This window comes from Micromonospora sp. WMMC273 (assembly GCF_027460285.1).
Lineage (GTDB): Bacteria > Actinomycetota > Actinomycetes > Mycobacteriales > Micromonosporaceae > Micromonospora > Micromonospora aurantiaca.
Map to the genome: position 1 here is coordinate 1,718,966 of NZ_JAPZBE010000001.1, position 15,421 is coordinate 1,734,386.

Genomic DNA, 15,421 nt, shown 5'->3' on the forward strand with positions numbered 1-15,421 from the left:
ACACACATGGACCGCGCGATCTTCACCGCCGACCACCTGGCGTTCGCCGAGCTGGTGCGCGCCTTCATCGACAAGGAGATCACCCCGCACCACGAGCGCTGGGAGGCCGACGGCATCGTCGATCGCGGCGTGTGGCGGGCCGCCGGCGCCGCCGGGCTGCTCGGCTTCTTCGTCGACGAACGGTACGGCGGCGCCGGGGTCACCGACCGGCGCTTCCACGCCGTCCTGACCGAGGAACTCGCCCGGGCCGGTGCGAGCGGACCCGCGTTCGGCCTGCACAACGACATCATCGGCCCGTACCTGACCGACCTGACCACCGAGGAGCAGAAGCAGCGCTGGCTGCCGGGCTTCTGCTCCGGTGAGATCGTCACAGCCATCGCCATGTCCGAGCCCGGCGCGGGCAGCGACCTTCAGGGCATCACCACCACAGCGGTACGCGACGGCGACGACTGGGTCCTCAACGGGCAGAAGACGTTCATCAGCAACGGCATCCTGGCCGACCTGGTCGTCGTGGTCGCCCGTACCGATCCCGGCGCCGGGCGGCGGGGGATCAGCCTGCTCGTGGTCGAGCGCGGCATGCCGGGGTTCGAGCGCGGCCGCAACCTCGACAAGCTCGGGCAGAAGGCGCAGGACACCGCCGAGCTGTTCTTCTCCGACGTCCGTGTACCGGCGGCCAACCTGCTCGGCACGGAGGGCGAGGGCTTCGCCTACCTGATGCGCAACCTGCCGCTGGAGCGGCTGTCGATAGCCGTCGCGGCGCTCGCCGGCGCCGAGACGGTGTTCGCGCAGACGCTCGACTACTGCAAGCAGCGCCAGGCGTTCGGCCGTCCCATCGGCAGTTTCCAGCACAACCGGTTCGTGCTCGCCGAACTCGCCACCGAGCTGCGTCTGGGCCGGGTCTTCGTCGACAACTGCCTGGTCGCGCCGGACCTCACCGCGGAGACGGCGGCGATGGCGAAGTGGTGGTGCACCGAGTTGCAGCAGCGCGTCGTGGACCGGTGCCTCCAGCTGCACGGCGGCTACGGCTACATGCGCGAGTACCCGGTGGCCCGCGCCTACCTGGACGCCCGCGTCCAGACCATCTACGGCGGCACCACCGAGATCATGAAGGAGGTGATCGGCCGGTCACTCGGTCTGTGAGCCGGGCTCCAGCATGGGTACGAGGAACCGCCGGGCCATCTCCCGCAGCGCGTCGGCGTCGTCGAGGTCGACGACGTGGCTCGGGGTGAGCAGGAAGGAACAGGACAGGCGGGTCATCAGCTCGGCGGCCACCTCCACGTCCACTGTGGCGGCGATGGTGCCGGCGCGCTGCTCGCGGCGCAACTGCCCGGCGACGAACCGCTGCACGGTCGCCAGCGTCCGCCCGCCGTCGCTGATCATCGAGGGGATGAGCACGTCCGGTTCGACGCTCATGAGCCCGCCGATCAGCGGGTTGCGGCGGATCGCGTCCAGCGCGCTGACGAAGCCCAGCACCACCCGGTCGCCGACCGTGGCCGCCTGCTGGATGTCGACCAGGAACCGGTCGAAGTAGCGCCGGAACTCGCGGCGGACCACCTGCTCGACCAGCCGGTCCTTGGTGGCGAACCGGCGGTACGCGGTGATCCGGGAGACTCCCGCCCGCTTGGCCACGTCCTCCATCGTGGAGCGGCGGATGCCCATCCGGCAGAACTGGTCGTAGGCAGCGTCGAGGATCCGGGTGGCCACCTCGTCGCTGTCGTCGGCACTGTGCAACGCCTCGGTGAAGGCGCGTTCCAGCAGCGACTCGGGCCGGTCGGCCGGTTCGTCGTGAACCGCCTCGGGGGAGGACGCCTGCACGGGAGCGGTCCGGGCCATGAATGCCCTCCCGGGAGAGACGGTGACGCGGTTGGCGCTTCACCGTACCAATCGCCGGGGCGTACCCCTGGACAAGCGCGACCGCCGCGTCCCGGATGCAGGACGCGGCGGTCGCGTCTGTGGTGCGGTGTCCGGTCAGGAACCGGAGCGCTTGGCGGTCGCCTTGAGGTAGTCCCGGTTGAGGCGGCCGATGGTGTTCAGCGGGATGCCCTTCGGGCAGGCCGCCGCGCACTCGCCGATGTTGGTGCAGCCGCCGAAGCCGGCCTCGTCGTGCGCGTCCACCATGCCGATCACCCGGGTGTAGCGCTCCGGCTGGCCCTGCGGCAGCAGCGAGAGCTGGGTGATCTTCGCGGCGGTGAACAGCATGCCGGAGCCGTTCGGGCAGGCCGCCACGCAGGCGCCGCAGCCGATGCAGGCGGCCGACTCGAACGCGGCGTCCGCGTCGGCCTTCGGTACCGGCACCGAGTGCGCCTCCGGGGCGCTGCCGGTCGGCGCGGTGACGTAGCCGCCGGCGGCGATGATCTGGTCGAACGCGTTGCGGTTGACCACCAGGTCCTTGACGACCGGGAAGGCCCGGGCCCGCCACGGCTCGATGTCGATCGTGTCGCCGTCGGAGAACTGCCGCATGTGCAGCTGGCATGCGGTGGTGCCGCGCTGCGGGCCGTGCGCCTCACCGTTGATCATGAGGCTGCACATGCCGCAGATGCCCTCGCGGCAGTCGTGGTCGAACGCCACCGGCTCCTCGCCGTCGAGGATGAGCCGCTCGTTGAGTACGTCGAGCATCTCCAGGAAGGACATGTCCGGGGACACGTCCTGCACCGGGTAGGTCACCATCCGACCCTTGTCCTCGGGGCCGGTCTGGCGCCAGATGCGCAGGGTCAGGTTCACTTGTAGCTCCGCTGCGTGGGGTGGACGTATTCGAAGGTCAGGTCTTCCTTGTGCAGCACGGGTTCACCGGTGCCGGTGAACTCCCAGGCCGCCACGTAGGCGAACCGGTCGTCGTCGCGCTGCGCCTCGCCGTCGGGCGTCTGGTGCTCGGCCCGGAAGTGGCCGCCGCAGGACTCCTCGCGGTGCAGGGCGTCGATGCACATCAGCTCGGCCAGCTCGAAGAAGTCGGCCACCCGGCCGGCCTTCTCCAGCGACTGGTTGAGGCCCTCGCCGTCACCCGGCACGCGCACCCGCTGCCAGAACTGTTCGCGCAGCGCGCGGATCTCGTCGATCGCCTTGCGCAGCCCGGCCTCGGAGCGCTCCATGCCGCAGTGCTCCCACATGATCTGGCCCAGCTCGCGGTGGAACGAGTCCACCGTGCGGTCGCCGTTGATCGCCAGCAGCCGCTTGATCCGGTCCTCGACCTCGGTCCGCGCCGCGACCGCCTCGGGGTGACTGGCGTCGACCTTGTCCAGCGAGCTGGAGGCCAGGTAGTTGGCGAGCGTGTTCGGCAGCACGAAGTAGCCGTCGGCCAGGCCCTGCATCAGCGCCGAGGCGCCGAGCCGGTTCGCGCCGTGGTCGGAGAAGTTGGCCTCACCGATCACGAACAGGCCGGGGATGCTCGACTGCAGGTCGTAGTCGACCCAGAGGCCGCCCATCGTGTAGTGCACGGCGGGGTAGATCCGCATCGGCACCTCGTACGGGTCCTCGCCGGTGATCCGCTCGTACATCTCGAAGAGGTTGCCGTACTTGGCCTCGATGGCCTTGCGGCCCAGCCGGTTGATCGCGTCGGCGAAGTCCAGGTAGACGCCGAGGCCGGTCGGACCGACGCCGCGTCCCTCGTCGCACACGTTCTTCGCGGCGCGGGACGCGATGTCGCGGGGGACCAGGTTGCCGAAGGACGGGTAGATCCGCTCCAGGTAGTAGTCCCGCTCGTCCTCGGGGATGTCCCGCGGGCTGCGCTGGTCGCCCTTGGCCTTCGGCACCCACACCCGGCCGTCGTTACGCAGCGACTCGCTCATCAGGGTCAGCTTCGACTGGTGGTCGCCGGAGACCGGGATGCAGGTCGGGTGGATCTGCGTGTAGCAGGGGTTCGCGAAGTACGCGCCCTTGCGGTGCGCCCGCCAGGAGGCGGTGACGTTGCAGCCCTTGGCGTTCGTGGAGAGGTAGAAGACGTTGCCGTAGCCGCCGGAGGCGAGCACGACCGCGTCGGCCATCTCGGTGCTGATCTCACCGGTGACCATGTCGCGGACCACGATGCCGCGCGCCCGACCGTCGACGATCACCAGTTCGAGCATCTCGTGGCGGGCGTTCATCTCCACGTTGCCCAGGCCGATCTGCCGCTCCAGCGCCTGGTACGCGCCGAGCAGCAGTTGCTGGCCCGTCTGGCCCCGGGCGTAGAAGGTGCGCTGCACCTGGGCGCCGCCGAAGGAGCGGGTGTCGAGCAGGCCGCCGTACTCGCGGGCGAACGGCACGCCCTGCGCCACGCACTGGTCGATGATGTTCACCGACACTTCGGCCAGCCGGTGCACGTTCGACTCGCGGGAGCGGAAGTCGCCGCCCTTGACCGTGTCGTAGAAGAGGCGGTGCACCGAGTCGCCGTCGTTGCGGTAGTTCTTGGCGGCGTTGATGCCGCCCTGCGCGGCGATCGAGTGGGCCCGACGCGGGCTGTCCTGGTAGCAGTAGGACCGCACCTGGTAGCCCTGCTCGGCGAGCGTGGCGGCGGCGGAGCCGCCGGCCAGGCCGGTGCCGACCACGATCACCGTCATCTTGCGGCGGTTGGCCGGGTTGACCAGCTTCATCTCGAAGCGGTGGCGCTCCCACCGCGTCTCGATCGGGCCGTCCGGGGCCCGGGTGTCGGCGATCGGGTCGCCCTCGGTGTAGAGATCCATGTCAGGACACCAATCCGGTGATCACGGCGAACGGAACCAGCAGGTAGCCGCCGACGAGCGCGACGGCGAAGACGAGCGCGGCGATCCGGGCCCGCCGCTCGCCCTTCGGCGTTTGCTGGCCGAGACTGCGGAACGCGCTGAAGGCGCCGTGGCGCAGGTGGAAGCCGAGGGTCACCAGCGCGAGGGTGTAGAAGAGCGTGACGTACCAGCGCTCCGGCGCGAAGTCCGCGACGACGTTGCCGTACGGGTTCGACGGGTCGCCCTGCGGGTTCAGGTGACCCGTGGTCAGGTCGAGGATGTGGTAGATCACGAAGAGCAGGATGATCACACCACCCCAGCGCATCGTGCGGGCCGCGTAGTTCACGTGGATCTTGCGACGGTGCGCGTACCGGACCGGGCGGGCGGCCCGGGAGCGCATCGCGAGCACGGTGGCCGCGCCGATGTGCCCGAGGACGGCGACGGTGAGCACGGTGCGCTGGATCCACAGGAACCACGTCGTCGGCAGCAGCGGCGTGCCGATGTCCCGCAGCCAGTGCGCGTAGTGGTCGAACGACGTCTCGCCCGTGAAGATCTTCAGGTTGCCGAGCATGTGCGCGATCAGGAACAGCACGAGGATGATGCCCGTCACCGCCATGACGGCCTTGAGGCCGACGTTCGAGCGGATGGGCGACCGAGTTTTCGTGATTACCACGCGGTCGACGCTAGGAGCACTTCGATCAGGCGTCCAATGCATCGAAATCGCAGCGTTGATAGCCGTAGGCTATGTAGATGCAGCTCCATCAGCTTCGGTACTTCGTGGCGGTCGCCGAAGTACGACATTTCACCCAGGCGGCTGATCTTGTCGGCATAACCCAGCCCTCGTTGAGTAAGCAAATTCACGCGCTGGAGACCGACCTGGGGGCCCCGCTGTTCGAACGGGTAAGGGGCAACATCACACTGACCGCGGCAGGTGAGGTGCTGCTGCCGCTGGCCAAGCGGATCCTCGCCGACGTGGAGACCGCCACCCGCGAGGTGCAGGAGCTGGTGGGACTGCGCCGGGGCCGGGTCCGGCTCGGCGCCACACCCAGCCTCGCCACCTCGCTCGCCCCGCCGGTGCTGCGCCGGTTCCGCGACGCGCACCCCACGATCGACCTGCGCGTGGAGGAGGGCGGCTCGCAGGACCTCGTCCGCGACCTGCTCCGCGGCGACCTCGACCTCGCCCTGATCATCATGCCGTCGGCCGGCACCGACCCGGGCCTGCGCGCCGACCCGATCCTGCGGGAGAGCCTGGTGGTCGCCTCGGTGGACCCGCTACCCGGTGCCTCGGAAGCCGGGGAGCTGCGCATCACCGACCTGCGCGACCAGCCGCTCGTCATGTTCCGCGAGGGCTACGACCTGCGCGACGCCACGCTCCAGGCGTGCCGGACGGCCGGGTTCGAGCCGACCCTGTCCGTCGACGGCGGGGAGATGGACGCCGTGCTCAGCTTCGTCGAGGCCGGGCTCGGCGTCGCGCTGGTGCCCGGCATCGTGGTGGCCCGCCGACCCGGCATCCGGGTCACCCGGCTCGTGCCGCCCGGCGTCCGCCGGACCATCGCGGTGGCCCGCCGCCGCGACGTGGTGCCCACCCACGCCGGGCGCGAGCTGCGCCGCATCCTCCTGGAGTACGTCCACGACGCCACCGCCACCGCCGAACTCCCCCCAGGCGTAGAGCCCTTGTAGCCCCTGTGCCCCCGCCCCGTTGATCTTGCACTTTCCGCCCCGGCGAAAGGTGCGAAAGCCCCGGCGCGGGGGCACGAAGTGCAAGATCAACGAGCAGTGGGCCAGGGTCAGCGGGACTCGGCGTCGTCCATGGCTCGGTAGATGCGTTGCTCCGAGACGGGGTAGGGGGTGCCGAGGGCCTGGGCGAAGACGTTCACCCGCAGCTCCTCGATCATCCAGCGGATCTGGCGGGCCGCCGGGGTCGCGCGCCTCGGCGGGGGCAGCGCGGCCAGCATGTCCTGGTACTCCTTCTGCACCACGGCGACGCGGTCCTGCTGCTGTTTGTCGCGCTGCGGGTTGCCCGGCAACCGGTCCAGCCGCCGCTCGATCGCGGTCAGGTAGCGCAGCACGTCGGGCAGCCGCGCGTACCCCGTCTCGGTGACGAAGCCCCTGTGCACCAGGCCGGTGAGCTGGTTGCGGATGTCGGCCAGCGCGGCCACCACGGCCAGGTTGCGGGTGGCGCCGAGCCGCTGCTCCACCGCGTACGCGGACGCGAGCACCCGGCGTACCCGCTCCATCACCTCGACGACCGTGTCCACCAGGTCGGCGCGGACCCGGTCGCGCAGCGCGGCGAAGCCCTCGGCGTCCCAGGCGGGGCCGCCCGCGTCGCCGATCAGCTTGTCGATCGCCGCCCCGGCCGCGTCCTCGATCAGCTCCGGCACGCTGCCGTGCGGATTGCGGGACAGCGCCAGCTTCGCCTCGTTGCTCAGCCGCCCCTGGAGGAACTTCGCCGGGGACGGCATCGTCAGCCGCAGCAGCCGCCGGGTGCCCGCCCAGTGCGCCGCCTCCTGCTCGGCGGCGGAGTCGAACACCTTCACCCCGACCGTCGCGCCCTCGTCCACCAGTGCCGGGTACGCGGTCACCGCGAAGCCGGCGCGTACCTGCTCGATGGTGCGCGGCAGGGTGCCGATCGACCACTCCGTCAGCCCGGTACGGGCCACGTCGGGCGCGGCGGCGGCCACGACCTGGCGTACCTCCTGGCGCAGCTCGCGTTGCAGCGCCGGCAGGTCCTTGCCCTCGGCGACCGGTTTGTCGTCGTCGCCGAGCACCCGGAACGTGACCCGCAGGTGCGGCGGCAGCCGGCCCAGGTCCCACGCGTCCGCCGGGACGGTCACCCCGGTCATCCGGCGCAACTGCCGGGTCAGCGCGGCGAGCAGCGGCTCCTCGCCCGGCGTGATCGCGGCGAGCGCGGCGCGGGCGTAGTCGGGCACCGGCACGAAGTTCCGCCGTACCGGCTTGGGCAGCGACCGGATCAGCGCGATCACCAGCTCCTCGCGCAGCCCCGGCACCTGCCAGTCGAAGCTCTCCGCCGGCACCTGGTTGAGCAGCGGCAGCGGGATGTCCACAGTCACGCCGTCGGTGGGCGCGGTCGGGTCGAACGTGTACGTCAGCGGCAGCGTCACGCCGTCGGCCCGCCACTCGTCCGGGTAGTCCTCCTCGTCCACCCCGCCCCGGCCGTTGTTGACGAGCAGTTCGCGGGTGAACGTGAGCAGGTCGGGCCGCTCCCGGCGGGTCTTCTTCCACCACGAGTCGAAGTGCCGGCCGGAGACCACGTCGGCGGGGATCCGCTGGTCGTAGAAGGCGAAGATGGTCTCGTCGTCGACCAGGATGTCGCGGCGCCGGGCCCGGTTCTCCAGCTCCTCGATCTCGGTCAGCAGCTTCTGGTTGTCCCGCCAGAACTGGTGGTGGGTCTGCCAGTCGCCCTCCACCAGGGCGTGCCTGATGAACAGCTCCCGGCTCAGCACTGGGTCGATCCGCCCGAAGTTCACCTTCCGCGAGGTGACGAGCGGGATGCCGTACAGCGTGACCTTCTCGTAGGCCATCACCGCGGCCTGCTTCTTCTCCCAGTGCGGCTCGCTGTAGCTGCGCTTGACCAGGTGCTGGGCCAGCGGCTCGACCCACTCCGGCTCGACCCGCCCGGCCACCCGGCCCCACAGCCGGGACGTCTCCACCAACTCGGCGGCCATCACCCAGCGCGGCGGCTTCTTGAACAGCGCCGACCCGGGGAAGATCCCGAACTTCGCGCCCCGCGCGCCCAGATATTCGTGCTTCTGCGCGTCCTTGAGGCCGAGGTGCGACAGCAGGCCGGGCAGCAGCGACTGGTGCACCTTCGGGGTGTCGATCTCCTCGGGCAGGTCGGCGCCGGCGCCGCGCCGGCCCTCACCCTTGTCCGAGGTACGCAGGACCTGCCGCAACTGGCTGACGATGTCCTGCCATTCGCGTACCCGAAGGTAGTTGAGGTATTCGGCCTTGCACATCCGGCGGAACGCGCTGGAGGACAGTTCCCGCTGCTTCTCCCGCAGGTAGCGCCACAGGTTCAGGTACGCGACGAAGTCGGACTCCTTGTCGGCGAACCGGGCGTGCGCCTGGTCGGCCTGGGCCTGCTTGTCGGCCGGGCGTTCACGCGGATCCTGGATGGACAGCGCGGCGGCGATCACCACGACCTCGGTGGCGCAGCCGTTGCGCTCGCCCTCGAGGACCATCCGGGCCAGCCGGGGGTCGACCGGGAGCTGGGCCAGCCGCCGGCCCAGCGCGGTGAGCCGCTTCGCCGGGTCGGTCTCGGCCGGGTCGAGCGCGCCCAGCTCGTGCAGCAGGTTCACGCCGTCGGTGACGTTGCGCCGGTCCGGCGGATCGATGAACGGGAACGCCGCGACGTCGCCGAGCCCGATCGCTGTCATCTGGAGGATGACCGAGGCCAGGTTGGTCCGCAGGATCTCCGGGTCGGTGAACTCGGGCCGGGAGTCGAAGTCCTGCTCGTCGTAGAGGCGGATGCAGATGCCGTCGGAGGTACGCCCGCAGCGGCCCTTGCGCTGGTTGGCGCTGGCCTGCGAGACCGGCTCGATCGGCAGCCGCTGCACCTTCAGCCGGCTGGAGTAGCGGGAGATCCGGGCCGTGCCCGGGTCCACCACGTACTTGATGCCGGGCACCGTCAGCGAGGTCTCCGCGACGTTCGTGGCCAGCACCACCCGGCGGTTGGAGTGCGCGGCGAAGACCCGGTGCTGCTCGGCGGTGGAGAGCCGGGCGTACAGCGGCAGGATCTCGGTGCCGAGCAGCGATCGCTTGGACTGCACCAGCTTGCCCAGCGCGTCGGCGGTGTCCCGGATCTCCCGTTCCCCGCTGAGGAACACCAGGATGTCGCCGGGCCCCTCGGCGGCCAGTTCCTCGACCGCGTCGCCGATGGCCTGGATCTGGTCCCGGACGTTCTCCTCGTCGGCCTCGTCCTCCTCCTCGGCCTCGGCGACCTCGACCAGCGGCCGGTAGCGGACCTCCACCGGGTACGTGCGCCCGGACACCTCGACCACCGGCGCCGGGTTGCCCTCGGCGTCGGCGAAGTGCTTCGCGAACCGGTCGGTCTCGATGGTGGCCGAGGTGATGACCACCTTGAGGTCGGGCCGGCGGGGCAGGAGCTGCCTGAGGTACCCGAGGATGAAGTCGATGTTGAGGCTGCGCTCGTGCGCCTCGTCGATGATCAGCGTGTCGTACTGCCGCAGCATCCGGTCGGTCTGCAACTCGGCCAGCAGGATGCCGTCGGTCATCAGCTTGACCAGGCTGTTGTCGCCCACCTGGTCGGTGAAGCGCACCTTGTAGCCGACCACGTCGCCCAGTTCGGTGCCGAGTTCGTCGGCGATCCGGTCGGCGACGGTGCGGGCCGCCAGCCGGCGGGGCTGGGTGTGCCCGATCAGGCCGGTGACGCCGCGCCCCAGTTCCAGGCAGATCTTGGGGAGCTGGGTGGTCTTCCCGGAGCCGGTCTCGCCGGCCACGATCACCACCTGGTGGTCGCGGATCGCGGCGGCGATGTCGTCCTTGCGCTCACTGACCGGCAACTGCGGCGGATAGGTGATCGCCGGGACGGCCGCGCGGCGCGACTCCAGGCGCGCCTCGGCCCGGGTCACCTCGGCCGCGATCTCGGCCAGCGCCGTCTCCCGCCGCTGCGGGTCGCGCAGCTTGCGCACGCCGTCGAGCCGCCGCTGAAGCCGGCGCTGGTCGCGGAACATCAGGGGGGCGAGGCGGCGGTGCAGGTCGCGGGCGGTCTCAGGGGCGGCGGGTACGGCTGGATTCTGCATGACGTCGCCAAGGATAGGCAGCCGCGCGGCGGACCGCCCCCGGGTTACCGGGCGCCGCCGGCATCGGCCGCCACGGGCGCGGGTGGGGCGCCGGGGACCGGACGCGCATCCTCGGGGCGGCGCAGCGTACGGATCCGGCGGGTGAGCATCGGCACCGTGGACAGCGCGAGGCCGGCGGCGCCGGCTGCTACCGCCGCCCGGCTGCCGAGCGCTTGCCCCAGGAAGCCGCCTCCCGCTGCGCCCAGCGGGAGGACGCCGTAGATCAGGAAGCGGTAGCCACCGTTGCTGCGGGCCAGTTCGTCGCGCGGGATGACGGTCTGCCGAAGCGTCACCGAGAGGACGTTGGCCACGCCGAGGCCGACGCCGCTGACGAACTGCACCGCCGCGAGACCGAACGCCAGGGTCGCGGTGGACCCGGAGAGCGTGGCGATCAGCAGTGGGGTGCCGGTGGACAGCGCCAGGGCGCTGACGAACGTCCGGCCGTAGCCGAGGCGGCGGGCCGCCGCCAGCGAGCCGAGGGTCCCCAGGAACGCGCCGACGCCGGCCGCGCTCAGGGCGAGCCCGAACCACCCGGCGCTCAGACCTCGATCGGTGACCACCCAGATCACCAGGTTCACGGTGAGGATCTGCGCCGCGCCGTTGTAGAGGGTGGCGTGTGCGGTCAGGGCCCGGAGCCAGGGGTTGACGGCGACCACTCGCAGGCCGTCGAGGATTCCGGCGCGTCGCGTACCGCGGGGCGGAACCGGTTCCGGTCGGCGGGCCCGGCCCACACCCACCGCGCTGGCCAGATAGCTCGCCGCGTCGAGTGCGAGGGCCGGCGCCGGGCCGGCGATCTGGGCCAGCCCTCCGGCCAGGCCGGGACCGGCGACCTGCGCCGCCGTGCTGGAGCCCTGGACGGCCCGGTTGGCTGAGGGCAGGTCCGTCTCGTCGACCAGGGTCGGCAGGTAGGCGAACCCGCCGATGTCGAACACCACCCCGGCCGCCCCGACGACCAACGCCACCGTCACGAGCATCGGCAGCGAGAGTGCCCCGGCGATGAACGCGGCAGGCACGACGGCCAGCGCCGACGCCCGGACCAGGTCGGCCGCGACCATGAGCCGCCGTCGGCGGCGCCGGTCCAGCCAATGCCCGACCAGCAGGGGAAGCAGCAGGTTGGGCAGGTGGCCGGCGGTGGCCACGGCGGCGACGCCGGCCGCTCCGGCGTCCAGCGTCACCGAGGCGACGAGCGGCAGGGCGACGACGGTGACCTGGGCGCCCAGCACGGAGATGGTGTGGCCGGACCAGTACCAGCGGAAGTCGCGGTTGCGGGCGAGAAGAGAGGACCTGGTTACCATCACTAGCCTCCATCCAGTAACGGTTACCGGATGAGGATGCCATGCCGGTAAGCTCGCCGCATGCGACAGCCCGGTGACCGCGCTCCGGCCCCCGCGCCGCTCACCCTGATCCAGGACCTGGCCAACACCTGGGACATCGAGGCCGGGCGGGACACCCTGCGCACCGCCGAGGACCTGGCCGCGTTCTGCGCCGCCCGGGGCATCGCGATCACCTGTGCGGACGACGACGTGGTGACCGCACGCGCCCTGCGTGAAGGGCTGCGCGACGCCTGCCAGGCGCACACCGGCGCCGACCTGTCGCCGCCGACCCGGCAGACGCTGGCCCGGTTGTTCGACCGGGCCCCGCTGACCGTGGCGTTCGACGAGGCAGGGGGCGCGCGGCCGGCGCCCGCCCCGGGACTGGCCGGCGCGGACGCGCTCGTGGCCGAGATCGGGCGGGCCGTACTCGACGCGGTCGCCGCCGGCACCTGGCAGCGCCTGAAGGCGTGCGCGGCGCACGGCTGCCGGTGGGTCTACTACGACCACAGCCCCGGCGGGCGGAGCCGCTGGTGCACGATGGACATCTGCGGCGCCCGGGCCAAGATGCGCGCCTACCGGGAACGCAAACGGCCTGGCTGACAGGGATCGCCGGCCGCCGCGACTAGAGTTGCCGCCGACGGGGTCCGACGAGAGGCGGGGATGATCATGCGGGACACCGACCGGGCGCTCGTGCAGGCCGCCACCGCCGTCGCGAAGCTGCGCTGCCGCAGCGACAACCACACCGTCGCCGCCGCCGTACGCAGCACCGACGGCCGGGTGTTCAGCGGGGTGAACGTCTACCACTTCACCGGCGGCCCGTGCGCCGAGGTGGTGGCCCTCGGCGCCGCCGCGACCCAGGGCGCCGGTGAGCTGGAGGCCATCGTGGCGGTGGGGGACCGGGGCCGGGGCGTCCTGCCGCCGTGCGGGCGCTGCCGTCAGGTGCTGCTCGACTACTTCCCGTCGATCAAGGTGATCGTCGGCCCGCCCGACGGGCTGCGCGCGGTCCCGATCGCCGACCTGCTGCCCGAGACGTACGTCTGGTCGGACCAGCAGGTCGAGGTGCCGGCCGGACCGCGGGCCCCGCTGTGGCCGACCCCGGTGGTGCCGGGAGTCCGGCAGGCCGCCGAGGACTGACCCGCGCCCCGGCCGAGCCCCGACACTCAGTCGCCGGCCGCGGCCTCCAGCATCGAGCGGGGGACCGGCACCTGCTCGAAGCGGACCTGCCCCTCCGGCACCATCCAGCTGCTGATCTGCGCGACGAGCCGGCCCGCGCGGACGGCCGGGTCGTTGGCGTACAGCTCACGGGCCATCTGCGGGTCCACCGACAGCACCACGAAACCGCGGACGCGCCCGTCGTCGCCGTCCAGGAACGGTCCCGCCGCGAGCACCGCGCCCTGCTCCACCAACCCGGCCTGGTGCGCCAGGTGGGCGTCCTGGATCCGGTCGAGGGCGTCCTGCGGCAGGTCCGGCGCGTCGTCCGGCCGGACCAGGAGCACCACCGTGTGCCTGTCGAATCGCATGACCTCAGGCTAGGTGCTGCCGGGCCTGTAGTGCCCGGATCGACCAGTCCAGCACCGGCGCCAGGCTCTCGGCCGGTGGCCAGCCGTTGACCAGCGAGAGCAGCTCCAGGTACCGCTCGCGGCGAGGGTCGCGCGCGGTCCGCAACCGGTCCAGCATCCGCCGGCGCAGGCCGGCGTCGTCCGGCCGGCCGCAGAGCCGCGCGTACCGGGCCGCCGCCCGGGCCAGGATCGGATCCGCGTCGGGCGAGGCGGGCTCGACGCCGTCGGCGAGCGCCGGAGCCACCTCCTCCCGGACCACGGCGACCACGTCCCGGCGCACGCCTTCGACGCCGGCCCGGTCCGCCGCGTGCTGCTCGGCCAGCCGGCGCAGCCCGGCCCGGAATCCCGGGTCCAGAGCCAGCTCGGCCAGCTCCACCCACGCCTCGATCTGGGCGTCGTCCGGATCGTCCGGCAGCTCCGGCGTCAGCGACCGGCGGATGCCCGCGAACCCCGGATCGGTCAGGCCGCCGAACGCCGCGTCGAGGAACTCGTCGGCCAGCCGCCGTCGCTCCCGCGCGACCAGGCCGGCCAGCCGGTGCAGCAGGTCGGCCTCGGACGGGGTGGCCCCGCGCCGGGCGATCACCGTGAGCACCGCGCGGCGCGTCCGCAGCAGCCGGATCTGCGCGGTCAGCGCGTCCGCGTGCGCCGAGGCGACCTCGGCCAGGGTGACCTCCCGGGTCACCACCCGGCGCACAGTGGGCAGGTCCACACCCAACTCGCGCAATGTCCGTACCAGGTCGAGCCGGGCCACCGCGGCCGCGTTGTAGCGGCGCTGACCGGCCGGTCCCCGGTCGGTGGGCGGCACGATGCCGCGGTCGGACCAGAACCGGATGGTCTTCACCGGCAGCCCGGTCCGCCGAGCAAGGTCACCGATCGAGTAGCGCTCCGCACCGTCCATGGCATCCACCTTTGCGCCTCCCCCTGGTGGAGGCGCAACCCGTTCAGGTACGCCTTAGCAGGTCAGCTAAGGTAAGGCGTACCTAACCGGAAGGCAAGATCCCTCGTGACCACCGTCGCCGTCCGGCCCGCGCGGGCCGGGGCTCCCGTCCGCCGCGGCACCGTCCGCCGCGTCGCGGTCACCGTGGCGGCGGCGCTCCTGCTCCTGCTCGCGCTGCTGGCCAGCCTGGCGCTCGGCAGCCGGCACCTCCCCGTCGACCAGGTGTGGCACGCGCTGGTGTCGCCGGACGGCGGCGACGCCACCACTGTGGTCCGGGAACTGCGGATGCCGCGTACCGCCCTCGGGCTCGTCGTCGGCCTGGCGCTGGCGCTGGCCGGGGTGCTGTTCCAGGCGGTCACCCGCAACCCGCTGGCCGAGCCGCGCATCCTCGGCATCAGCGCCGGGGCGTCGTTCGGCGTGGTGCTGGCCATCGCGGTGTTCGGGGTGGGCACGCTCGCCGGGTACGTCTGGTTCGGCATCGCCGGCGCGCTGCTCGCCGGACTGCTCGTGTTCGCCATCGCCAACCGCACCCGCGAGGGCGCCAGCCCGGTCACCCTCGCGCTCGTCGGCGCGGCCCTCGACGCGGGTCTCGGCGCCATCGTGTACGCGCTGCTCAGCATCGACGCCCGCACGTTCGAGGAGTACCGCTTCTGGGTGGTCGGCGGACTGACCGGCCGGGGCGTCGGCGTGGCCGGGCAGGTGCTGCCGTTCGTGGTGGCCGGGGTGGTGCTGGCCGCGCTCGCCGCCCGCGGACTGGACGCGCTCGCCCTCGGCGACGACGTGGCCCGGGGACTCGGGCACCGGGTCGCGCTGGTGCGGCTCGCCGCCGGGGCGGGTGGCGTGCTGCTCACCGGTGCGGCGGTGGCCGCCGCCGGGCCGATCGCCTTCGTCGGGCTGGCGGTGCCGCACCTGGCCCGGGCGCTCGTCGGCGCGGACCAGCGGTGGACGCTGCTGGTCGCCGCGCTGCTCGGCCCCGCCCTGCTGCTCACCGCCGACGTGGCCGGCCGCCTCGTCGCCCCACCCGGCGAGATCCCCGCCGGTATCATCACGGCCCTGCTCGGCGCGCCCCTCCTGGCCTTCCTGGTCCACCGAGCCAAGACGGTGACGACATGACCACCCC

Annotated in this window: 13 protein-coding genes; 5 read left to right on the forward strand and 8 right to left on the reverse strand. The window is 72.2% G+C overall.

The window, feature by feature from the left end; all coding sequences use genetic code 11:
- Positions 1-6 precede the first annotated feature (6 nt).
- Positions 7-1,140 (forward strand): acyl-CoA dehydrogenase family protein, encoded by a 1,134-nt coding sequence (locus O7611_RS08180; RefSeq protein ID WP_269696514.1) that lies wholly within the window; start codon positions 7-9, stop codon positions 1,138-1,140.
- Here the strand turns inward: O7611_RS08180 and O7611_RS08185 are convergent.
- From O7611_RS08185 to O7611_RS08200, 4 genes are all read right to left on the reverse strand, one after another.
- Entirely contained in the window at positions 1,126-1,833 is a 708-nt protein-coding gene (locus tag O7611_RS08185) for a TetR/AcrR family transcriptional regulator (protein WP_194800950.1), read from the reverse strand. The two genes, O7611_RS08180 and O7611_RS08185, sit on opposite strands and share 15 nt — an antisense overlap.
- A 135-nt stretch (positions 1,834-1,968) precedes the next feature.
- Entirely contained in the window at positions 1,969-2,721 is a 753-nt protein-coding gene (locus tag O7611_RS08190; protein WP_013285329.1) for a succinate dehydrogenase/fumarate reductase iron-sulfur subunit, read from the reverse strand.
- Positions 2,718-4,652, reverse strand: a complete 1,935-nt coding sequence (locus tag O7611_RS08195) for a fumarate reductase/succinate dehydrogenase flavoprotein subunit (protein WP_194800951.1) — start codon at positions 4,650-4,652, stop codon at positions 2,718-2,720. The genes O7611_RS08190 and O7611_RS08195 overlap by 4 nt, the downstream gene beginning before the upstream one ends.
- Position 4,653: 1 nt before the next feature.
- Positions 4,654-5,337 carry a succinate dehydrogenase cytochrome b subunit gene (locus O7611_RS08200; protein WP_269698066.1) on the reverse strand — a complete coding sequence of 228 codons (684 nt, stop codon included), beginning with the start codon at positions 5,335-5,337 and terminating at the stop codon, positions 4,654-4,656.
- Between the two features lie 83 nt (positions 5,338-5,420).
- Between O7611_RS08200 and O7611_RS08205 the strand changes: the two genes are divergently transcribed.
- Positions 5,421-6,350 carry a LysR family transcriptional regulator gene (locus O7611_RS08205; RefSeq protein WP_194800953.1) on the forward strand — a complete coding sequence of 310 codons (930 nt, stop codon included), beginning with the start codon at positions 5,421-5,423 and terminating at the stop codon, positions 6,348-6,350.
- Between the two features lie 107 nt (positions 6,351-6,457).
- Here O7611_RS08205 and hrpA read toward each other — a convergent pair whose 3' ends face one another.
- Together hrpA and O7611_RS08215 are read right to left on the reverse strand one after the other, a co-directional pair.
- Positions 6,458-10,453 carry an ATP-dependent RNA helicase HrpA gene (gene hrpA, locus O7611_RS08210; RefSeq protein ID WP_269696515.1) on the reverse strand — a complete coding sequence of 1,332 codons (3,996 nt, stop codon included), beginning with the start codon at positions 10,451-10,453 and terminating at the stop codon, positions 6,458-6,460.
- Positions 10,454-10,497: 44 nt separating this feature from the next.
- Positions 10,498-11,787: an MFS transporter gene (locus O7611_RS08215; RefSeq protein ID WP_194800955.1), complete on the reverse strand. Its 1,290-nt coding sequence runs from the start codon at positions 11,785-11,787 to the stop codon at positions 10,498-10,500.
- A 60-nt stretch (positions 11,788-11,847) separates the two neighbouring features.
- Here O7611_RS08215 and O7611_RS08220 point away from each other — a divergent pair, with 60 nt between their 5' ends.
- Both O7611_RS08220 and O7611_RS08225 read left to right on the forward strand, forming a co-directional pair.
- Positions 11,848-12,405, forward strand: a complete 558-nt coding sequence (locus O7611_RS08220; RefSeq protein WP_194800956.1) for a CGNR zinc finger domain-containing protein — start codon at positions 11,848-11,850, stop codon at positions 12,403-12,405.
- A gap of 66 nt (positions 12,406-12,471) precedes the next feature.
- Positions 12,472-12,939 carry a cytidine deaminase family protein gene (locus tag O7611_RS08225; protein ID WP_228532080.1) on the forward strand — a complete coding sequence of 156 codons (468 nt, stop codon included), beginning with the start codon at positions 12,472-12,474 and terminating at the stop codon, positions 12,937-12,939.
- 26 nt (positions 12,940-12,965) lie between these two features.
- Here O7611_RS08225 and O7611_RS08230 read toward each other — a convergent pair whose 3' ends face one another.
- Both O7611_RS08230 and O7611_RS08235 read right to left on the reverse strand, forming a co-directional pair.
- Positions 12,966-13,325, reverse strand: a complete 360-nt coding sequence (locus O7611_RS08230; RefSeq protein WP_194800958.1) for a YciI family protein — start codon at positions 13,323-13,325, stop codon at positions 12,966-12,968.
- Positions 13,326-13,329: 4 nt separating this feature from the next.
- Entirely contained in the window at positions 13,330-14,262 is a 933-nt protein-coding gene (locus tag O7611_RS08235) for a MerR family transcriptional regulator (RefSeq protein WP_194800959.1), read from the reverse strand.
- A 105-nt stretch (positions 14,263-14,367) separates the two neighbouring features.
- Here O7611_RS08235 and O7611_RS08240 point away from each other — a divergent pair, with 105 nt between their 5' ends.
- On the forward strand, positions 14,368-15,414 hold the full coding sequence (locus O7611_RS08240; protein ID WP_194800960.1) for a FecCD family ABC transporter permease: 1,047 nt from the start codon (positions 14,368-14,370) through the stop codon (positions 15,412-15,414).
- Positions 15,415-15,421: the final 7 nt, after the last annotated feature.